We start from the raw sequence: 21,666 nt of genomic DNA, 5'->3' as shown, positions 1-21,666 counted from the left end.
CACCCCGGAAGACGGGCCCCGGCGGTCAGGCCCGGGTTGCCGGCGTCTTCCGGCCGGCCGGGTACCGCTGCTCGACCAGCTCCAGGAGATGGGCACCCCAGTGGATGCCCGGGCAGGCGAAGAAGTCGCGGCTGTTGATCTCCAGGCGCAGGTCGTCCCGGCAGCGGCTGATGAGCTCCATGACCATCAGGCTGTCCAGACCCATGTCGGCGAGGCGCGTGTCCTCGGTGAGGGTGTCCAGCTCCATGCGCAGGATCGCGGAGAGCTGGACGCGGATGTACTCGTTGAGCTCGGCGAGCCGATCGGCGTGGTCGAGCCCGATCAACTTGGCCGTCAGCGCTCCCAGTTCGGGATCGGTCCCCCCGTCCTGAGCGGGCGCGCTGCGTATCTCGCTGAGGATCGGCCGTTCCCGGCGAGCCTCCATCAGGTCCCGGAACAGCGCCCAGTCCGCCGAACACACCGTGCGGTGCGCCACGCCGTCGGCGATGGCCTCGCCGAGCAGCTCCAGCGCGTGGTCCGGATCGAGCTGCACCAGACCGATGGAGCGCAGGAACGCCATCACCGAGTCGTCCGCGAGCCCCGACCGGGCGCCCCACGGCCCCCAGCTGACGGTCGTGGCGGCCAGGCCCCGCAGCTTGCGGTGGTGCGCGAAGGAGTCCAGGAAGGCGTTGGCCGCCGCGTAGCCCGCCAGGTGCTGCGAGCCCCACACCGAGGCGATCGAGGAGAACGACACGAACAGGTCCAGGTCCTGGTCGACGGTCGCGTTGTGCAGCGCCCAGGTGCCGTCCGCCTTGGGACGCAGGCAGCGGTCGTACGTCTCGGGGTCGCTCTCCCGCAGGAACTGCGGCTCCGACAGGCCGGCCGCGTGCACCACACCGCGCAACGGGCGGCCGGCCAGGCCGAGTTGGTCGGTCAGCGAGCGCAGGGCCGTCTCGTCGCACACGTCGATCGCCTCGATCCGCACGTCCGCGCCCTGGGCCTCGATCCGCCGCACCCCGGCGATCTTCGCGCCGGTCGCGTCGTCGAGGTCCGGCGCGTCCCAGCGCGAACGGTCCGGCAGCCCGGTGCGGCCGATGAGCACGACCGTGCCCGCGCCCGACCGGGCGAGCCACTCGCCGACCAGCAGACCCAGGCTGCCGAGGCCGCCGGTGACGAGATAGCTGCCGAGATCGCTCAGCCGCGGCGGGACCGGCTCCTCCGCCTGCGGCACCGCCACCAGACGCGGCACCAGCAGCTCCTCGCCGCGCCGGGCCGTGAGGTCCTCCACGGTCTCGGTGGCCAGCAGGCCGGCGATCTGCTCCGCCTCGTCGGCGCCGCCCGCCGGGTCCAGGTCCAGCAGACCGCCCCACAGCTCGGGGTGCTCCAGCGCGGTCACCTTGCCCAGCCCCCACAACGGCCCCGCCGGCACGCACAGTTCGCGCTGCCCGGTGCCCGTCCACTGGGCGCCCCGGGTCACCGCCCAGATCCGGGTCTCCGTCTCCGCCTCGGCCAGCTTCCGGGCCACCGCCAGGAAGACGTGCTCGACGCTCTCCCGGGCCTGGCGCACCGAACCGGAGTCGAAGCCGGACAGCGGCAGATCCAGGCCGCCGAGCAGCACCACGTGCTGGTACGCCCCGTTCACCTCGAGCGCCCGTACGGCAGCCTCGACGGTGGACTCGGTGCGGGTGACGTCGGCGCCGCGCAGCACCAGCCGCTCGGTGACCGCCAGTGCGGCCGTCCCACCGCCGAGCAGCAGCACCCGCTCGCCGCGCAGGCCGCGCTGCGCGAACCGGGCCGCGTCGGCGGGCCGCCACACCTCCTGCCACACCGTGTCCTCGTGCGCCCCGCGGGCCGGTTCGGGCGCGGCGGGCGCGGCCTGCGGGCGCAGCTGCACGTCCCGCATCGCGATCAGTACGCTGCCGTCGGCGCCCAGGATCTCCAGGCCGCCGCGCAGCCCGCCCTCGCCCGAGGACGGGGCCAGCCAGCCGTGCACGTAGCGGCGGGTGCCCGAGGGGATCGCCGTGGGCTGCGGCTCGCCCGGCTCCGGGGCGTGCTCCGACTGGCGCAGCAGGCCCAGCGTCACGTCCAGCAGGGCTCCCCGGGGCAGCCGCTCCGCCGCCTGGCTGACCTCCGCGAGGACCTCGCCCGGACCCTGGTACACCTCGCCCACGACGGCCTCGGCCCAGCCCGGCACGGTGATGGTGTCCCGGCCGACCGGCACACAGCGGGCGCGGATGGCCGCCAGGTCGCCGCCGGCGTCGGCGGGCGGGCGGCGCACCAGCACACCGCGGGCGTGCAGCCGCCAGCTGCCGCTCTCCGCGGACTCCACGCCCTGCCGCGAGAAGCACAGGAACAGCGAGCGCCCCTCGTCGTCCTGCGGCAGCACGTACACGCGGATCCTCGCCGGCCGGTGCTCGGGGTCGAGCAGCAGCGGCTCGCCCACCACGAAACGGTCCACCAGCCTCGGCTGCGCGCCGGGCAGCTTCGCCGCGCCGGCCAGCGCCCAGTTGCAGAACCCGCCCGCCGACACCTGACGGCGGCCGTCCTGGCCGGTCTGCACGAACACCTCGTCGAGCTGGTCGAGCCGGGGGGAGAAGGTGGGCGGCCCGGACAGCATGTGTCCCTCGAAGAGTGCGCCGGGCGCGTCGTCGGCGGTCAGCAGGGCTGGGTCGGCGGCTGGGTCACCGTCGTTGAACCAGTACCGCTCGCGCTGCCACGGGTAGCTGGGCAGCGAGGTGCGGCGCGGCCGCTCGGCGGCGTGCACGGCCTGCCAGTCGACGGCCACACCCCGGTGGTGCAGCGCGCCCAGGGCCTGGCCGACGATGTGCCCGTCCTCGCGGTCCCGGCGCAGCGACGGGATCCAGGCGACCCCGTCCTCCGGCAGGCAGCGGGCGCCCAGGCCCAGCAGCACCGGGGCGGGGCCCAGCTCCAGGAAGGTGCGGCAGCCGGTCTCGTACAGCCGGGTCACGCCCTGGTAGAAGCGCACCGGCGCCAGCACGTGCTCCGACCAGTAGGCCGGCCGCAGCTGGTCGGGGCCCCACTCGCGGCCCGTCACGTTCGAGATGACCGGGTACTTGGGCTGGTTGTAGGTCAGGGTCTCGGTGACGGCCCGGAACTCCTCCAGCATCGGCGCCATCAGCGGCGAGTGGAAGGCGTGCGAGACCTTCAGCGGGCGGTGCTTGACGCCGCGCGCGGCGAGCAGCTCCACCACCCGGGAGACCTCCTCCGCCGGGCCGGACAGCACCACGTCGGTGGGCCCGTTCACCGCGGCGACCGCCGTGCCCGGCACCGGCCCCGCCTCCGCGATCGCCGCGCGCACCGTCTCCTCGTCGCACACCAGGGTCTCCATCACCCCGCCCGAGGGCAGCGCCTCCATCAGCCGGGCCCGCGCGGTGACCAGCCTCGCCGCGTCCTTCAGCGAGTGCACCCCCGCCACGCAGGCCGCGGTGATCTCGCCCAGGGAGTGCCCGATCAGCGCGCTCGGCCGCACGCCCCACGCCTCCCACATCCGGGCCAGCGCGTACTCGACGGCGAACAGGGCGGGCTGCGTGAAGCCCGTGCGGTCGATGCGCCCGTCGTCCGCGCCACCGGTCAGGACCGGGCCGAGCGGCTCGTCGAGGTGCTCGTCGAGCGCCGCGACGCACTCCGCCAGCGCGTCGGCGAACACCGGTTCCGTCGCCGCGAGCCGGGCGGCCATCCCGGCGTACTGGGAGCCCTGCCCGGTGAACAGCCAGCCCACCCGGCGCGCCTTGGCGCCCGCGGGACCGTGCGCGATCACCTGCTCGGCCCGCTCCCCGGCGGCGAACGCGGCCAGCCCCGCGGCCAGCTCGTCGCGGTCGCCGGTGACGCTGAGCCCGTGCTTCATGCGGGCCCGCCCGATGTGGGTCGAGTAGCAGATGTCCGACAGGGCGCGCGTGTCGGCCGACCGCACCGGCGCCTCGTAGGCCCGCGCCATCTCCCGCAGCGCCTCGGGGCTGTTGGCGCTCAGCGTGAGCAGACCCACCTCGCGCGGCGCGCCCTCGCGGGGCGCGGGCCGGGGCGCCTCGCCGAGCACCGCGTGGGCGTTTGTGCCGCTCGCGCCGAAGCTGGACACGCCGGCCAGCCGGGGGCCCTGCGGCCACGGGGTGTCCTCGGTGGTCACCCGCACGTTCAGCAGGTCCCAGGGGATCTGCGGGTTGGGGTCGTTCAGGTGCAGGTGCCTGGGCAGCTTCTCGTGCTGCAGGGCCAGCACCACCTTCAGCATGCCCGCCGCGCCCGCGGCCGGCTCCAGGTGGCCGATGTTCGTCTTCACCGAGCCGACCAGCAGCGGACGGTCGGCCGGACGGCCCACACTGGTGATCGCGTTCAGCGCCTGCAGCTCGATCGGGTCGCCGAGCTGGGTGCCGGTGCCGTGCGCCTCGACGTACGACAGCTGCTCGGCGGAGATCTCGGCGTTCTTCAGCGCCGAGCTGATCACGTTCTGCTGCGCGGCCGGGTTGGGCACGGTCAGTCCGCTGCTGCGCCCGTCGTGCTCGGTGGCCACCCCGCGCACCACCGCCAGCACGCGGTCGCCGTCCGCCTCGGCGTCGGCGAGCCGCTTCAGCACGAACAGCGCGCCGCCCTCGCCGCGCGCGTACCCGTCCGCGGAGGAGTCGAAGGTCTTGCAGCGGCCGTCGGGCGACAGCGCGCGCAACTTGCTGACCAGCACGAAGCCGTACGGCGACAGCATCAGGTTCACCCCGCCGACCAGCGCCATGTCGCAGGCCCGCGAGCGCAGGCTGAGCACCGCCTGCTCCAGCGCCACCAGCGAGGAGGAGCACGCCGTGTCGATCACCATGCTGGGGCCCTGGAAGCCGAACGTGTACGACACCCGGCCCGCCAGGAAGCTCGGCTCGCCGATCAGCTGGTAGGCGTCGACGTCCGCGAGCGCGCCCTTCTGCTGCCGCATGCGCACGTAGTCACTGGTGCTGGCGCCCAGGAACACGCCGACCCGGCTGCCCTCCAGCTCGGCCGGCGGCAGGCAGGCGTTCTCCATGGCCTCCCAGGCCAGTTCCAGCACCAGCCGCTGCTGCGGGTCCATGCCCGCCGCCTCACGCGGTGAGATGCCGAAGACGGTGGGGTCGAAGGTGTCCACCGGCCCTTCGAGGAAGTTGCCGGCCAGCGTGTACGCGGTGCCCGGGTGATCGGGGTCGGGATGGTAGAAACCGGCGACGGAGTGCCGCTCCTCGGGGAACTGCGACGTCAGGGAGCGGCCGTCGGTGAGCGACTGCCAGAACTCCTCGGGACTCGCGCCGCCCGGCAGCCGGCAGGACATGCCGATCACCGCGAGCGGCTGCGGTCGCTGCAGCTCCTGAACCCGGGCGCGCAGAGTGCGGATGGTGCCGAGGGAATCCTTCAGCCGGCCGCGCAGGACGTCCTGGCTGGGCTGCTCGGCGGGGCTCTTCGTCATCGGTTCTCCTCAAACCCGAAGTTCTGCGAGTCGGAGATCTCCGCCTCCAACTGGCGTAGCAGTTCGTCGTCGTCGAGCTCGTCGAGGTCGAAGGCGCCGGCGGCGCCCTCGGCCGCCGACGGCTCGGCCGCGGGGTCGTGCGGGCCGCCGCCTTCCGCGGCGTCGGCCGGACAACCGAGGCGTTCCAGCAGGTGCGCGGTCAGCGCCAGGGCGGTGGGATGCTCGAAGGCGACCGTCGAGGACAGCTCCACATCCAGCTCCCGGGACAGCCTGAGGCGCAGCGTCAGCGACATCACCGAGTCCATGCCGAGGTCGAAGAAGCCCTGGTCGGCGCGGAGTTCGTCCTCCGACAGGCCCAGCACCGCCGCGACCTGCCCGCACACCCAGTCCAGCGTCCGGTCCCGGCGCTGGTCAGGGTCGAGCGCGTCCAGCCCGGCCACGAACCCGGTGCCGTCCTCGCGCCGCCCCGACCCCAGCACCTCGGCGAACAGCCGCCGGTGCGGGGCGTCGGCGAGCGCCGTGCGGAACTGCTCCCAGTCCACGTCGGCGACCGCCCAGTGCACCGAGTCCTCCCCGGCCAGCAGGTCGAGCGCGGCGATCAGGTCCTCCTCCCGCAGCGGGCCGATGCCGCTGGTCTTCAGCAGTAAAGTCGTCCGTTCGTCGAGGAGTTCGCTGCCCGCCAGGGGCATCAGCTCCAGGTGGGTGACCGGCAGGCCGTTCGCCCGGCGGCGCGCCGCCAGCGCCCGCAGCGCCCAGTCCGACGGAGCCGAGGCGCCCGTGACCGCGCCGCCCCAGGTGCCCGGCACCGAGCCCAGCAGGACGAACAGGCCCACCGGGTCCTTCGCGGTCAGCCGGTGCAGCAGCTCGGCGGTCCGGCCCCGGTCCAGCTCGGCGCGCAGCAGCGCCTCCGTCGTCTCCTCCAGCGGCACCGCGGCCCCCGGCGAGCCGGCGCACACCACCGACGCGATCCCGCACTCCGCACGCAACTCCTCGACCAGCGCGGACAGTTCACCGCGCGAGCCGTGGGTGGCGACGGTGCGGACCTCGGCGCCCGACGCCCGCCAGGCGGCGATCCGGTCGGTGGGCGTCCCACCCGCCGTGTCCGCCGCGTCCGTGTCCACCAGGACGATCCGCCGGGCACCGGCGCCCACCAGCCACTCCACCGCGCACGGCGCCAGCGCGCCGCCCCCGCCGGTCACCAGGTGCCAGCGGTCCGCGGACAGCGGCCTGCGCTCGGCGGGCCGCGGCGCGACGCCGCGCACCAGGGAGCCGACCAGCACCGCGGAGTGCTCGACGCGGACGTGCTCGTCGCCGGGCACGCCCAGCATCCGGGTCACCAGGACCCGCAGTTCCTCGGCGCTGCCGTGGGTCAGGTCGACGTGGCCGCCCCACGCGTCGGGGCGGGTCATCGCCAGCGTCCGGCCGAGGCCGGCGTGCGCGCCCTGGTTGCCGTCGGGGTAGCCCGCGTGGCCGGTCGGCAGCAGTGCGTGCCGGGTGACCAGCCACAGCCGGGGCGCGGGGCCCTCGGCGTCGGCGAGGGCCGCGGTCAGCGCGACCGTGGCCGGCCAGCCGTCCGGGCGCGAGTCGAGGTCCTCCAGCGGCCACAGGTCGCAGACGCCGGTGGTCGGCGAGTTGGCGTGCACGGCGAGCAGGGTCCGCCAGGCGTCCCGGTCGGCCGGGTCCAGGGCGAGGTCGTGCGGATCCCCGGACGGCGGCGCGGCCTGCGAGCGCACCCGGCGCACCTCGCACCCGGCCGCCCTCAGCTGCTCCGCCACGGCGCCGGCGAGGTGCTCGGTGTCGCCGCACACCAGCCAGCGCGTCGCGGGCGGCGTGGCGGCGTCCTGCTCGGCACCGGCCGGGCGCTGCCCCGCCGGGGTCCACACCATCCGGTACAGCAGGCTCTCCAGCCGGTCGCGCCGCGCGTCCGCGGGCGCCGGCGCCGAGGCGGCGGCCGGGCACAGCCCGGTCAGCTCCAGCACCGACCGGCCCGCGGCGTCCAGCACCGTCACGTCCGCCTCCGCCAGCCCCTCGGCCGTCCGGCGCACCGGCCCGCGGCACAGCCGTACGGTGCCGTCGACGGCCGCCTTCACCCGCACCGAGCCGATCGACGCGACCCCGTCCGCCGCCGTGTCGGCGGTCAGGTACAGGGCCAGGCGCAGCAGCTCGGCGGGCAGCCGGTGCCGGGCGGCCGCGTCGGGCACCCGGACGGTGACCTCCGCGCGGCCCCGGCCGCTGCCCGCCGACTCCACGCCGAACGCCGGGAACGCCTCGGCCAGCGTGGCCCGCAGCGGCTCGTCGTCCGCGAGCGGCGCCGTGTCGGCGGCGGGCGCGGTGAAGTCCTCCGGCAGGCCCACCGCCGCGGTCAGCGCCGGTTCGGCGGGCGCGTCCTCGGCGACGCAGTGCAGCACCAGCGTGCCCTGCCGGGTGTCGGCGACCGCCTGCAGCTCCGCCCGACTCTCCCCGTCCGTGCGCGGCGCGGCGCCGAACCGCACGCCGCTCAGCGCCGGCGCGGCCGGTCCGATGGCGGCGGCCGTGCCGAGCGCGGCCTCCAGCAGGGCGGCCGCCGACACCGTCGTACGGGGTCCGTCGCCGGTCGTCTGCCAGGGGCTGCGGGTGCCGTCGACGCTCACCGGGACCAGCGCGGTCCACGGCGCGTGCGCCGGCCGGACCGGGGTGCCGACCAGGCTGCCCGAACCGCCCGTGCGGTCCGCCGGCAGGTCCGGCAGGCGGTGCTCCTTGCGCTGCCACGGGTACAGGGGCAGGTCCACCACACGGCGGCCGGCGCCCGCGAACGCGGACCAGTCGACCGGTACGCCGTGCGCGTGCAGCGCGCCGAAGGTGGTGAGCAGCGCGCCCACCTCGTCCTCGTCGCGGACCAGCGAGGGCAGCGCCAGCGGGCGTCCGGCCCCGGCCGCGGCGAGGGACTCCTCGGTGCCGGAGACCAGCACCGGGTGCGGGGAGATCTCGACGAACACCCGCTCCTCGGCGTCCTCCACCGCGCTCACCGCGTCCTGGAAGAGGACGGTGTCGCGCAGGTTGCGGCCCCAGTACTCGGCGGTCAGGTCGAGTCCGGACACCTCGCCGCCGGCCACCGCCGAGTACACCGGGACGCGGGCCTCGGACGGCGTCAGGTGCGCCAGCCCGGACACCAGCCGCTCGCGCAGCGGGTCCATCAGCGGGGAGTGCGGCGCCACCGGCACCTTCACCCGCCGCACGAACACGTTCGCCTCGGTCAGTTCCTCGGTCAGCTCCTCCAGCGCGTCGAGGGCGCCGGCCACGACCGTGGTGCGCGGGCCGTTGACGGTGGCGATGCCCAGCTTGTCCTCGTACAGCACCAGGTAGGGGGCGAGTTCCTCGCGGCTCAGCCCGACCACGACCGAGCCGCCGGTGCCGACCAGCGTGTCCAGCAGCCGCGAGCGCAGGCACAGCACCTCCGCGGCCTGCGCCAGCGTCAGCGCCCCGGCCGCCCACGCGGCGGCGACCTCGCCCATGCTGTGCCCGACGACCGCCGCCGGCTCCACGCCCCAGCTGCGCCACAGCTCCACCAGGCCGACCTGCACGGCGAAGATCAGCTCCTGCGGGATGCCCTCGTCGAAGGGCCGGCTGTCCGGTTCGCCGCGCAGCGAGGCCAGCGGCGACCAGGCGATCCACTTGCGCATCTCCTCCTCGCAGGCCAGCACCGCCTCCCGGAACACCGGCTCGTTCTCCAGCAGCCGGCGGCCCATGCCGGCCCACTGGGAGCCGAAGCCGGAGAAGACGAACACGCAGGAGCGGACGGTGTCGGCGGTGCCGGTGAGCACCCCGGGATGCTCGGCGCCCTTGGCCAGGGCGCGCAGGGCCGAGCGGACCGCGACCACGTCCCGGCCCACCGCGACGGCCCGGTGCTCCAGGTGGCTGCGGCGCGCTCCCGCGGTGAACGCGAGGTCGGCGAGGACGTCCGCGTCGGCCGACTCCAGCAGGTCGAGGTACTGCCGGGCGGCGGCGGGCAGCGCGGACTCCTGAGCCGCCGACAGGGGCAGCGCGAAGCGGTCCGCGAGCCGGTCCGCCGCCGGCGCCAGGGCCGCCGAGCGCCCGGTCTCCGGCGCGACGGGCGGCTCGGCGACGACGATGTGCGCGTTGGTGCCGGTGAAGCCGAAGGAGCTGACGCCCGCCACGCGGCGCCGGTCCGGCTCGGGCCAGCTCTCGCCGCCCTCGGCGATGGCCAGCCCCATCTCCTCCCAGCGGACCTGCGAGGTCGGCCGGGTGGTCACACCGACGTGCGGCGGGATCCGGCCGTGGTGCACCGCGAGGACGGCCTTGATCAGGCCCGCCATGCCCGCGGACGCCTCCAGGTGCCCGATGTTGGGCTTGGCCGAACCGACCAGCAGCGGCGCGCCGTCGGCGCCGTCGGGCCGGAGCGACTGGGCGAGCGCCCGCAGCTCGATCGGGTCGCCGAGCGGGGTGCCGGTGCCGTGCGCCTCCGCGTAACCGACCTCGCGACCGCTCAGCCCGGCCTGCGCCAGGGCCTGTTCGATCAGCGCGCGCTGCGCGGTGCCGTTGGGCACGGTCAGTCCGCTGCTCGCGCCGTCCTGGTTGACCGCGCTGCCGGGCAGCACGGCGTAGACCCGGTCGCCGTCGGCCAGGGCCTGCGACAGCCGCTTCAGCACGACCGCTCCGGAACCCTCGCCGCGCAGGTAGCCGTCGGCCGCGTCGTCGAAGGTGCGGCACTGCCCGGACGGCGACAGGGCGCCGCCGGCCGACACCGAGACCGGGATGACCGGGCTGAGGATCACGTTGACGCCGCCGGCCACCGCGAGGTCGCTCTCGCCGGAGCGCAGGCTCTGGATCGCCAGGTGCACCGCGGTCAGCGAGGAGGAGCAGGCGGTGTCCACCGCCATGCTGGGACCGGTCAGGCCCAGGAAGTACGACAGCCGTCCGGCCGCCCCGGCGAAGGAGTTGCCGGTGCCGTAGTACAGGTCGACGTCCTGCAGCCGGCCCGCCACCTGCTGGGAGTGGTCGGAGCTGTTCATCCCGACGAAGACGCCGGTCGCCGAGCCGCGCAGCCGGTCCCGGGTGGCGCCCGCGTCCTCCAGCGCCTCGTAGGCGACCTCCAGGAACAGCCGGTGCTGCGGGTCGAGGCTGCGCGCCTCGCGCGGGGAGACCCGGAAGAACGCCGCGTCGAAGCCACGGACGTCGTCGAGGTAGCCGCCGCGCAGTGAGGTGATGGTGCCGGGCGTCCAGGCGCCGTCGGACAGGAACGCCTGACCGTCCCAGCGGTCCGGCGGCACGTCCCGGATGACGACGCGGCCGTCGCGCAGCAGCTGCCAGTAGTCGCCGACGGTGGGGCTGCCGGGGAATCGGCAGCTCATGCCCACGACGGCGATCGGGTCGTCGGCGGGGGCGGCCGGCTCGGCCGGCTGCGGCTCGGGCGGCGCGGCGACGCCGGTCACCGCCTCCTCGCCCGGCCCGGCCGACGCCGCCTCCTCGCCCGGCCCGGCCGACGCGGTCTCCTCGCCCGGCCCGGCCGACGCGGCCTCCCGCCGCGCCACCAGCGGCAGCAGGTGGTCGACCAGCTCGTCCAGGCAGGGCCGCTCGAACGGGGTGGACAACGGGATGTCCAGGCCCAGCTCCATGCCGAGCCGGTCCACGAACTCCACGATGGTCAGCGAGTCCAGGCCGAGGTCGGCGAAGCCGCGCCGGGGCGGGATGCGCCGGCCCGGGTCCTGGCCGAGCACCGTGGCCAGCACCTCGGTGGTGCGGCGCATCAGGCCGCGGCGCTGCCGGTCGGTCCCGCCGGCCGGGCCGCGACCCTGCGCGGTGCCGCCGGGGGCCGTGGCGCCGCCTTCCCGCGGTGCGGTGATGTCCGCCGCCGCTCCGCTCCGCCTCCTCGCGGAAGCGGCGGCGGACGGATCGACTTCCCGGCCGGCCCCGTGGGGGGCCGGGGCCGCGGCCGGGGAGTCACCGGCGGAGGGGGGGAGCCCCGCCGGAGTCGTGAGGTCGGGGACGGGCAGGGCGCCGGCCGGTGCCTCGCCCGGGGCGCCGCCGCCGAGGTCGAGCCGGCGCGCCGGCCCCAGGGGGTTGCCCGACTCGTCGATCAGCTGCACCGCGAGCTGCGCGGGGCGCGCCACCGCGTCCGGCACGGCGCCCGGCGCGTACTGCGTGCCCGGGGTCACCTCCGGCAGCCAGAACGACTCGTGCTGCCAGGGATGCCGGGGCAGGTCCGTCGGCCGGCCGGGCAGCAGGCCGTCCCAGCGGACCTCGGCGCCCGCGCAGTGCAGTTCGGCGAGCGCGGTGAGCAGCGTGGCGGGCCCGTCCGCGTCGCGGCGCAGCGAGCCGACCGCGACGCCCGGGCGGCGCAGCGCGGTGAGGCCGTCGCCGATCGGGCGGACCAGGGTGGGGTGCGGGCCGATCTCGACGAAGTCGGCGCCCCGGTCGGCGATCAGGTTCTTCACCGCCGGCCAGAAGCGCACCGGGCTGAGGACGTTGGCCGCCCAGTAGTCCGCGTCCAGCACGGCGGGCGGGGTGTCGGGGGAGACCGTGGAGACGAACGCGTCCGGGCGCGGGCTCGGTGCCAGGTCGCCCAGTTCCGCGCGCAGTCGCTCGGCGAAGGGTGCCATCGCCGGGCTGTGGAAGGCGTAGTCGCCGGGGACGAAGCGGGCCGGGACGTTCCGCTCGCGCAGCAGCGCCGCGATGGCCGTCAGGTCCTCCTCCGACCCGGCCAGCACGGTGGCCGACGGCCCGTTGACGGTGGCGACGGTGACCGCGCGGCCGGTGCCGGCGGCAGTGGCCACCGCCTCGTCCTCGGGCAGCGCCACCGCGAGCATCCGCCCGGTTCCGGCGGCCGCGGCCATGATCCGCCCGCGCCGCACGGCGAGGTCGAGGGCCGCGGGCAGGCCGAGGGCGCCGGTGAAGCAGGCGGCGGAGATCTCGCCGAGGCTGTGGCCGATCACGTCCGTCGGCTCCACACCCCGCGCCCGCCACACCTCCGCGAGCGCCAACTGGAGTGCCACCACCGCGGGCTGGGCCAGTTCGGTGTCGGCGAGCCGGTCGCCGCCGAGCAGTTCGCGCAGCCCCGGCAGCCCGGCGGCGCGCAGCACCTCGTCACTGCGCTCCAGCGAGGCGGCGGCCACCGGCTCCCGGTCCCACAGGTCCAGGCCCATGCCGCTCCACTGCGAGCCCTGACCGGAGAAGACGAAGACCGTACGGTGCCGGCGGCGCGGCTCGGCGGTGCCGGTGACGGTGCGCTCGTCCGGCTCGCCCTCGGCGAGGTCCCGCAGTGAGGCGCGCAGTTCGGCGGCGTCGGCGGCGATCACGGTGGCGCGTGCCTCGTGGTGGGTGCGCCGTACGGCCGCGGTGTGCAGGACGTCCGGCAGCGGACGGTCGTCGTCCAGCGCCTCGGCGAGGTCGCGGGCGCGCTCCCGCAGGGCCTGCTCGGTGGAGCCGGACAGCAACAGCACGGCGGGGGAGGGTTCCTGATGCCCCGTCACCGGCTGCGGTTCGTCGGCCGGGGCGGACAGCAGCAGGTGCGCGTTGGTGCCGCTGAGCCCGAAGGCGCTCACGCCGTACAGCGTCTCCTCGCCCGCGCCGTCGACCGGGACGGCCTCGGGGGAGATGGTCAGCGGGCCGTCGTTCCAGGGGATGGCCGGGTTGGGGGTGCCCAGGTGCAGCTGCGGTGGGACGAGACGGTGCCGGGCGGTCAGTACGGTCTTGATGAGCGCGGCGACACCGGCCGCCGCGTCCGTGTGCCCGAAGTTGGCCTTGTGCGAGCCGATGTGCAGCGGGTGCTCGCGGCCGGGTCCGAACACCTGGTGCAGCGCGTACGCCTCGATCGGGTCGCCGAGCGGGGTGCCGGTGCCGTGGGCCTCGACGAAGGCGACCTGCTCCGGCCGGGCGTCGGCCCGGGTGAGCGCGTCCCGCAGCAGGGACTCCTGCGCGGAGGCGTTGGGCACCGTGAGGCCGGCGCTGCGGCCGTCGTGGTTGAAGGCGCTGCCGCGGATCACGGCGAGCACCCGGTCGCCGTCGGCGAGGGCGTCGTCGAGCCGCTTCAGCACGACGACACCGCAGCCCTCGCCCCGCACGATGCCGTCCGCCGCGGCCGAGAACGGCTTGCAGCGGCCGGTGGGGGACAGGGCCTGCACCTTGCTCATGAAGATGGACAGCTCGGGGGTGGCCAGGACGTTGACGCCGCCGGCCAGCGCGGTATCGGCCTCGCCGCTGGCCAGGCTGCGGCAGGCGAGGTGCACCGCGACCAGGGACGAGGAGCAGGCGGTGTTCACGGCGAGCGCCGGCCCGTGCAGCCCCAGGGTGTAGGCGACGCGGCCGGGCGCGAAGCTGAACTCCTTGCCGCTGGCGTAGTAGGGGTCGATGGCCTTCACGCCGCGCGTCTTGGAGTGCAGCAGCGTGTAGTCCATGCCGAGCATGCCGAAGAACACGCCGGTCCTCGATCCGGACAGGCGCGGTTTGGTCAGGCCCGCGTGCTCCAGGGCCTCCCAGGAGACCTCCAGGAGCAGCCGCTGCTGCGGGTCCATCTCGCGGGCCTCGCGGAAGGAGATGCCGAAGAAGTCCGCGTCGAAGCGGTCGAGCCCGGGCAGGACGCCGGCCCAGCGGCAGTAGCCGGTGCCGGGGGCCGAGCCGTCCTCGCTGATGTACTCGGGGCCCCAGCGCTCGGGGGGTATCTCCCCGATGACGTCGACGCCGTCGCGCAGGACGCGCCAGAAGGACTCGGGATCGACCACCCCGCCCGGGTAACGGCAACCGATGCCGACGAGAGCGATGTCCGGGTCGGAGCTGGTTCCGTTGCGGGCGGGCATGGATCCCCCTTGTCAGGAGCGACGATCGGGTGGGTGGTGCCTTGACGGTGCGGGCGGTGCTTTCGACGGGGCGCGTGGTGCCTTCTGCGGGGCGCGTGGTGCCTTCGGCGGGGCGCGCGATGCCCTTCGGCGGGGCGCGGGGCGCCTTCACGGTGCGCGTGGTGCCTTCTGCGGGGCGCGGCGCGCTTTCGACGGGCCGCGGGGCGCTTTCGACGGGGCGCGCGGTGCGTCGAGGGAGGTGCGCGTGGTGCGTCGAGGGAGGTGCGCGAGCAGCCGGGCCGTGGGGCGTGCCTGGGCCCCACGGCCCGGACCCGGCGGCCTAGAACTTGGCCGCGGCGGAGGGGGCCTTGAGCTTGCCCAGGTACTTGTGCCACAGGTGGGTGGGGTCCTTCTCCACCGCCTCGACGATCTCCCGCATCGCCGCGAGGGCCTTGGGCTCGCCGTCGTACACGTCGCCCTGGAGCATCTTCAGGACGTCCAGGCGGTAGCGCGGGTCCTGGACGAACGCCGTGAAGAGGATGTTCAGGCGGTAGTAGATCGAGATGAACTCGTACCAGTTGCTCACCGCGCTGCGCAGCGTCTTCACGTAGGTGTCGAAGCGCTCCTTGCGGAAGTCGCCGGCCTCGTGGGCGGCGATGATGTCCGCCGCGGCCAGGCGGGCGCTGTTGAGCGCCACGCTCACGCCGCTGGAGAAGATCGGGTCGACGAACCGGGCCGCGTCGCCGATCATCACGAGCGAGTCGTCCGCGATCTTCGTCAGGGCGTAGCTGTAGTCGCCCTCGGACTTGAACGGCTTGACCCGGCGGGCGTTCTGCAGGGCCTCCTTGAGCGCCGGGCGGCTGCCGACGGTGTCCCAGAAGAAGGTCTCCAGGTCGTTCTTGGCGGCCTTGAAGCGGGCCTTCTGCGTCACGACACCTATGGACGTGATGGTGTCGGTGATCGGGATCTGCCAGACCCAGGTGTCCTCGAGCGGCAGGAAGTGGATGAAGATGTAGTCGGCCTGGTCCTTGTTGACCGCGAGGGCCTTGCGGTCGAAGTCGTCGAACCAGGTGTGCACCGCGTACTGGTTGAAGACCGGGTCCGGCTCCTTGCACTTGAGCTGGGCGCCCATCATGGTGCGGCGGCCGCTGGCGTCGACCACCATGCGGACGGGCACGCCGATCGCCTGGTTGCCCACCTTGGCCTCGAGGACCGGCCGGTCGCGGTCGGAGAAGTCGACGCGGTTGACGCGGACGCCGTGGTACACCTTCGCGCCCAGGCTCTCCGCGTTCTGCAGCAGGATCTGGTCGAACTTGCCGCGGTCCACGTGGAAGGTGTGGTCCCGGTCGACGCCGTTCTGGTCCCGCTCGCTGAAGAGGACCTCGGCGGAGCGGAAGTCGTGGTCCAGCCCGGTGAAGCCGTTGTGCGGGATGTCCCGGTCCTCCGCGGAGGTCCAGGCGGCGCCGTACTTCTTGGGGAAGCCGGCGGCCTCCACCTTCTCCATCGCTCCGGTCTCGATGAGCACCGGGGTGGTGGCCGGGACCAGGGACTCGCCGACGTGCTCGCGCGGAAAGGTCTCCGATTCGAAGACCACCACGGACAGGCCCGCCTTGGCGAGGTACGCGGCCGCCGTGGCACCGGCCGGACCGCCGCCGATGATGCCGATGTCGTAGTCGTAGCCGTTGTTCTCGGATGCCTCGGACAACGTGATCTCCTGTGTGGTGTGGTGTCGGGCGCGTTCCGCGGCGGCCGCTCGGGTCGCGTGCCGGCCGTGCGCACGCGGGGTCAGCGGAGGGTCAGCACCAGATCGGTGATGCTGTCCAGGTTCTGGAAGTTGCCGCCGGTCAGCTCGGTCGGCGGGATGTTGGTCCCCAGCTCGTCACGGATGAACGTGAGCAGCTGAGCCGTGTTCATCGAGGTGAGGATCCCCCACTCCAGCAGGGGGGTGTCCGCGGCCAGGCCCTGCGAGTCGGGCTCGGAGAGCAGCCGTTCCTGGACGAACTCGGTGAGCTGGGAGAGCAGTTCTTCGCGGTCACTGGCCACGCCGTGCCTCCTTGAGACGCGTTGAGAAGTGGTGCCGGCGGGAAGCTCAACACTCGTAGATTTCAACGCCTGATGATGTCATTTCCTGATGAACTCTACTAGTGTTGAGTTCCGCGTCAAGTGGCCAACCACGACCGCCCGGAAGAGGGTTGGAGGCCCGATGAACCGAGCACGGTACGGTCCGCCGCCAGGTGAGACGCACGTCTGGGTGGTCCCCGAACCCGGCCCCGGACCCCGGCGGGAGGCGCTGCTGCAGCGCTGCGCCGGGCTGCTGGCGCCCGAGGAACGGCGCCGCTCCGACCGGGTCGTCCCCTCCGCCCGCACGCTGTACGCCTGCTCGCACGCCGCGCTGCGGGCGGTCACGGCGCTGTACACGGGCCGCAGCCCCGACCGCGTCGCCTTCGTCCGGGGGAAGTTCGGCAAGCCCTACGTCGGCGGCGACCCCGGACTGCGGGTCAGCCTGTCCCACACCGACGGCCTGGCGCTCGTCGCGGTGAGCCGGGACGGCCCCGTCGGCGTGGACGTGGAACGCGTCACGCCGCTGCGCGACCCGGCCGGCCTGCGCCGCCAGATCCTCTCCCCGTGGGAGGACCCGCGCTGTCCCGGCAGCGCCGAGGACCCGTCGCACGGTGCCCTGTTCACGCACTGGACGTGCAAGGAGGCGGTCCTGAAGGCGCTGGGCACCGGCCTGGCCGGCGACCTCACGGCGGTGTGGGTCGCGCCGGGCGAGCGCCGCGGCGGCCCGGTGCGCGTCCACCGCGCCCCCGGTGACCCCGGGCGCGCCTGGCGGCTGTGGCTGATCGACGCGGGCCCCGGATTCCGCGCGGCGGTCGCCGTGGCGGGCGGCGGCGACGTGGTACGGGTGCTCGGCCGCCTCCCCGGCCACGACGACGGGCTCCTCCCGGCGGCCGCCCCCGGTGACGTGGGCCCGCTCGCCGCGGAGCCGGCGGACATCCGCACCCTGGTCAGGGCAGGCGCGAGCGTGCGTCTCCTCGCCCCGTCCACGGCGGGTCACCGGGCTCCCTCCACGGCGGGTCACCCGGTCCCCTCCACGGCTGATCACTCGGCCCCCTCCACGGCTGATCACTCGGCCCCCTCCACGGTGGGTCACCCGGTCCCGTCCGCCGTCGGTCACTCGGTCCCGTCCGCCGTCGGTCACTCGGTCCCGTCCACGGCGGGTCACCCGGTCCCGTCCGCCGTCGGTCACTCGGTCCCCTCCACCGCCGGTCACCCGGCTCCCTCCGCCGCCGTTCACCTCGATTCCTCCCCGCCCCCTCCCGCGCCGGTGCCCTCCGGGGCCGGCGTGGCCCAGCAGAAGGAGATCCCGTCATGCAGGTGACCCCTCCCGGCGCGGCCGCCGCCGTGCCACCCGCCGCTCCCGCAGTTCCAGCCGCTTCCGCAGCCCCGGCCGCTTCCGCCGCTCCCGCCGACGCGCCGGCGCTGTTGTGCCTGCCGTACGCCGGCGGGGCCGCGCAGGCCTTCACCGGACTGCGGACCGCCCTGTCCGCGGCCGCGCGCACCGAGCTGCTCGAACTGCCCGGTCACGGGCGCCGGATGGCCGAGCCGGTGCGCGACGACTTCGGAGAGGTGCTGACCGACCTGGTGCGCTCCTCCGCCCCGCACACCACCGGCCACTACGTCCTGCTCGGATACAGCATGGGCGCCGCCTTCGCCTACGAACTGGCGCGTCACTGGAGCGCGTTGGGCCGGCCGCCGAGCGGCGTCGTGCTCGTCGGCCGTAACGGGCCCACCGCCCGCCGGCCCTTCCCCGACATCCACCGGCTCGCCGCCCCGGCCTTCCTGGACGCGGTCCGCCGCCTCGGCGGCACCCCGCCGCAGTTGTTCGAACGCCCGGAGCTGATCGAGCTGTTCGCGCCGATGCTGCGCGCCGACTTCACCCTGTCGGAGACGTACGAGCCGCTGCCCGGACCGCCGCTCGGTTGCCCGCTGTGGGTGTGCGCCGGCACCGACGACCCGATGGTGGACGACGCGGGCCTGCGCGACTGGGAGAACCACGCCTCGGGTGACGTCCGCATCGAGTGGCTGCCCGGCGGCCACTTCCTGCTCGACGAGGCGGTGTTCCACGCCTACGTCGGCGGCGTCCTGCGCGCGCTGCCGCGGCCGCGCGCCCGGCGCTGAGCCGGCCCGGCCGCACCACCGCGGACACCACGACGCCGCCGGCCTTCCCCGCAACGCAGGGGGAAGGCCGGCGGCGTCGTGGGCCGCTCAGGCGGCCGGCTGGGTGGTCACCTCGGAGAACTGGGCCCGCCAGTACGCCAGCGGCGTGTGCGTGGTGCTGACGTCGCCGTGCACCAGGCGCCCGATCAGGATCTGGTGGTCGCCCGCCAGATAGCTGCTGGTCAGGATGCACTCGGCGGTGGCCACGTTGGCGTCGAGGACCGGCGCGGCGATCCGCTTGCCCGGGCTCCAGGCCACGCCCGAGAACCGCTCGGGCACCGGCGAGGCGAAGGTCCTGGCGGTCTCGGCCATCCCGGAGGACAGGAAGTTCACCGCGAAGACGGAACTCTCGTGGATGGCCTCCAGCGTGCCGCTGGGATGCTTGACGCACACCAGCAGCAGCGGCGGGGAGGCCGAGACGCTGCACACCGCGCTGCACGTCAGACCGCGCGGTTCGCCGTCGGACGTGACGCTGGTGACCACGCTGACCCCGGTGGGCAGCGACCCCATCACCGAACGGAAGGTGTGCAGGTCGACCTGGTCAGGCAGGGTGAGGGAGGAACGGAGTTGTTCGGGCATCTGTAGATCCTCGTCGTCGGTGAGGCCCAGGAAGGCCAGGGCCGCGGACATCGCAGGTCACCCCGGATCGACGGCCGTGATGCGCTCCACCAGGGCCTGACGGTCCGTCTTGCCGTTCGCCGTGAGCGGGAAGGCGTCGACGACGTGCACCGCGTCCACCACCATGTACAGCGGCAGCCGGTCGGCACAGTCGCGCTTGAGTTCCAGCAGGCCCGGCGCCTTGGGGCCCTCGGGCACCACCACGGCGTGGATACGCGCGTCCAGACCGCTGCCCACGACCACGCACGCCGCGGTCCGCACCCGCGGGTGCGCGGCGACCACGGACTCCACGTCGCCGAGCTCGATCCGGTGGCCGCGCACCTTCACCATCTGGTCGCGCCGGCCCACGTACTCCAGCATCCCGTCCGGGCCCATCCGCCCGATGTCCCCGGTGAAGTACGCGCCCTGCTGCGGCTCCCGGCCCCAGTAGCCGAGCATCACCGTCGGGCCGCTCACCACGATCTCGCCCTCACGCGCCCGCGGCGGATGCAGCCGGATGCGGTCACCGGAGGCGGGCGCGCCGATCGGCAGCGCCCGGGTGCTGCCCAGGTCCCGCTCGGTGACCTCGTAACCGGTGCACACGTTGGTCTCGGTCGGCCCGTACCAGTTGAACATCCGCACGTCCGGCCACGCCTTGCGCAGCTCGTGGACCTGCTGGATCGGGAAGGGCTCGCCGGCGAAGACGCACACGCGCAGCGCCTCGGGCGGGTCACCGGCCAGCAGGTCGCCGCGCTGCATCATCAGGATCAGCGCCGACGGCACCGAGTACCAGACGCTGATCCGCTGCTCGCGCAGCAGCGCGCCGAGCTGCGCCGGGTCGTAGGCGAGGCCCTCGGGGATCAGGAAGACGGAAGCACCCGCCTGGAAGGCGCCGTACAGGTCGAAGACGGACAGGTCGAAGTTGAACGGGGCGTGGTTGGAGAGCAGGTCCGCGGCGGTGAGCCCGGTCTCGGCGACGGCCCAGCGGACGAAGGACAGGGCGTTGCGGTGGCTGATGCACACGCCCTTGGGCTCGCCGGTGGAACCGGACGTGTACAGGATGTAGGCCGGGTCGTCGGGCTGGTTGTCGTGCACCGGCGGGGCGTCCGCGGCGGGCGCCTGGTCGCGTACGTCGTCGAAGGCGGCCAGCGGCAGCGCCTCGGGCCAGCCGGCGTCGGCGGCGCGGCGGATGCCGTCGGCGTCGGCCACCACCAGGGCCGGGGAGCAGCCCGCGGCGATGCGCTGGACGCGGGCGGCCGGGTTGTTGGCGCTGACCGGGACGTAGACCGCGCCGACGCGCAGCGCCCCCTGCATCAGGGCGACGGCGTCCACGGTCTTGTGGGTCCACAGCACCACCCGGTCGCCGGGCCGCACACCGCGCCGGTGCAGCGCGGCGGCGTAGCGGTCGGCGAGTTCGTCCAGCTCCCCGTAGCTGTGCACCCCCTGGGAGGTGCGCACGGCCGGGGAGTCAGGGGCGCGCCGTGCGGAGTCGATGACGAGTTGGTGGAGCCTCACAGCCCTATCTCCTTCACTATCAGTTGGCGCTGGATGTCGGAGGTACCGGAGAAGATCGTGCTGGGCACGGCGTCGCGCAGGACGGCCTCGATGCCGTCCTCGCGCAGGTATCCGCGCCCTCCGAAGACCCGTACGGCGTCGGCGGCGGAGGCCAGGACGCCCTCGGAGACGGCCAGCTTCGACAGGGCGATCTCCAGCACGGACGACTCGCCCCGGTCCATCGACCAGCAGGCGCGGTACAGCAGCAGCCGGGCGCTCTCGAGCCGCAGCTTGATGTCGGCGATGCGGTTGGACACCGACTGGAACTCGCCGATACGGCGACCGAACTGGCGCCGCTCGCGGGCGTGCGCCACGCACTGCTCCACCAGCCGGTCCAGCAGCCCCACGTAGAGGGCGAACAGGCAGGCCCGCTCCCAACCCATGGAGTGCTGGAAGATCGCCGCGCCCGCGCCGACGCCGCCGAGCACCTGCTCCTCGGGGACGAAGCAGTCCTCGAAGGTGATCGCGCCGGCCGGGCAGGAGAGCATGCCCATCTTCTCGTACGGCTGCCCGACGACGAGCCCGTCGGCGCCGCGTTCCACGACGAAGCCGGTCACTCCGAGGAAGCCCGCCTTGGGGTTCACCGTCCCGTACGCCACGTACACGTCGGCGGCCGGGCCGTTGCTGACGAAGCTCTTGGTGCCGTTGAGCAGGTACCCGCCGTCGACCGCCGTCGCCGTCACGCTGAGCCGTGAGGAGTCCGAACCGGCGTCGGGTTCGGTCATCGCGTTGCCCGCGATGAGCCGGCCCGCGGCCAGCTCGGGCAGCAGCCGGCGCCGCACCGGCTCGCTGCCGAACTCGGCGATCGGCACGGCGCAGGCGAAGGTGTGGGCCGCGGCCGCGAACACCAGGCCGGTGTCCAGGCAGCCGCGGCCCACCGCCTCCACCACGCGGGCGGTGTCCAGCGCGCCGAGGCCGCGCCCGCCGTACTCCTGGGGCAGGCAGGCCCCGAGCATGCCGATCTCACCGAGGCGCAGCCAGTCCTTGCGGCTGTAGAACCCGCCGTCCGGCGGCGCGGGGAAGGCGGCCCGGGTGGCCGCCAGCACCTCGTCGTAGCGCGCCTGTTGCTCTTCGTTCCAGCCGAACTCCACGTCTACTCCTGGGGTACGGGGAAGGCGG

At 74.6% G+C, this 21,666-nt stretch carries 9 protein-coding genes; 2 read left to right on the top strand and 7 right to left on the bottom strand.

Annotated features, from left to right (window positions below):
* Nucleotides 1-25: 25 nt before the first annotated feature.
* The 4 genes from VKA29_RS08955 to VKA29_RS08940 all read right to left on the bottom strand — a co-directional run bounded on the left by VKA29_RS08955 (nucleotide 26) and on the right by VKA29_RS08940 (nucleotide 16,218).
* Complete coding sequence (locus VKA29_RS08955) at nucleotides 26-5,407, bottom strand: polyketide synthase (RefSeq protein ID WP_324784732.1); 5,382 nt, start codon at nucleotides 5,405-5,407, stop codon at nucleotides 26-28.
* Nucleotides 5,404-14,196 (bottom strand): polyketide synthase, encoded by an 8,793-nt coding sequence (locus tag VKA29_RS08950; RefSeq protein ID WP_324784731.1) that lies wholly within the window; start codon nucleotides 14,194-14,196, stop codon nucleotides 5,404-5,406. Before VKA29_RS08950 ends, VKA29_RS08955 begins: the two co-directional genes overlap by 4 nt.
* A 319-nt stretch (nucleotides 14,197-14,515) precedes the next feature.
* Nucleotides 14,516-15,880 carry an NAD(P)/FAD-dependent oxidoreductase gene (locus VKA29_RS08945; protein WP_324784730.1) on the bottom strand — a complete coding sequence of 455 codons (1,365 nt, stop codon included), beginning with the start codon at nucleotides 15,878-15,880 and terminating at the stop codon, nucleotides 14,516-14,518.
* Between the two features lie 80 nt (nucleotides 15,881-15,960).
* The gene (locus tag VKA29_RS08940) at nucleotides 15,961-16,218 is read right to left on the bottom strand and encodes an acyl carrier protein (protein WP_324784728.1); all 258 of its coding nucleotides are present in this window, start codon (nucleotides 16,216-16,218) and stop codon (nucleotides 15,961-15,963) included.
* Between the two features lie 160 nt (nucleotides 16,219-16,378).
* Between VKA29_RS08940 and VKA29_RS08935 the strand changes: the two genes are divergently transcribed.
* Nucleotides 16,379-17,557 carry a 4'-phosphopantetheinyl transferase family protein gene (locus tag VKA29_RS08935; RefSeq protein ID WP_324784726.1) on the top strand — a complete coding sequence of 393 codons (1,179 nt, stop codon included), beginning with the start codon at nucleotides 16,379-16,381 and terminating at the stop codon, nucleotides 17,555-17,557.
* Nucleotides 17,548-18,357, top strand: coding sequence for a thioesterase II family protein (locus VKA29_RS08930; protein ID WP_324784725.1), 810 nt, complete (start codon nucleotides 17,548-17,550; stop codon nucleotides 18,355-18,357). The genes VKA29_RS08935 and VKA29_RS08930 overlap by 10 nt, the downstream gene beginning before the upstream one ends.
* 87 nt (nucleotides 18,358-18,444) lie before the next feature.
* Here the strand turns inward: VKA29_RS08930 and VKA29_RS08925 are convergent, their stop codons facing one another.
* From VKA29_RS08925 to VKA29_RS08915, 3 genes are read right to left on the bottom strand one after another with little or no spacing between them, the layout of a single operon-like run.
* Nucleotides 18,445-19,026, bottom strand: coding sequence for a flavin reductase family protein (locus VKA29_RS08925; protein WP_324784724.1), 582 nt, complete (start codon nucleotides 19,024-19,026; stop codon nucleotides 18,445-18,447).
* A gap of 6 nt (nucleotides 19,027-19,032) precedes the next feature.
* Nucleotides 19,033-20,508 (bottom strand): amino acid adenylation domain-containing protein, encoded by a 1,476-nt coding sequence (locus VKA29_RS08920; RefSeq protein WP_324784723.1) that lies wholly within the window; start codon nucleotides 20,506-20,508, stop codon nucleotides 19,033-19,035.
* Nucleotides 20,505-21,638, bottom strand: a complete 1,134-nt coding sequence (locus VKA29_RS08915) for an acyl-CoA dehydrogenase family protein (RefSeq protein ID WP_324784722.1) — start codon at nucleotides 21,636-21,638, stop codon at nucleotides 20,505-20,507. The genes VKA29_RS08920 and VKA29_RS08915 overlap by 4 nt, the downstream gene beginning before the upstream one ends.
* Nucleotides 21,639-21,666: the final 28 nt, after the last annotated feature.

It is taken from the genome of Streptomyces sp. H51 (assembly GCF_035656535.1).
Lineage (GTDB): Bacteria > Actinomycetota > Actinomycetes > Streptomycetales > Streptomycetaceae > Streptomyces.
This window is presented reverse-complemented; position numbering and strand designations above follow the sequence as displayed.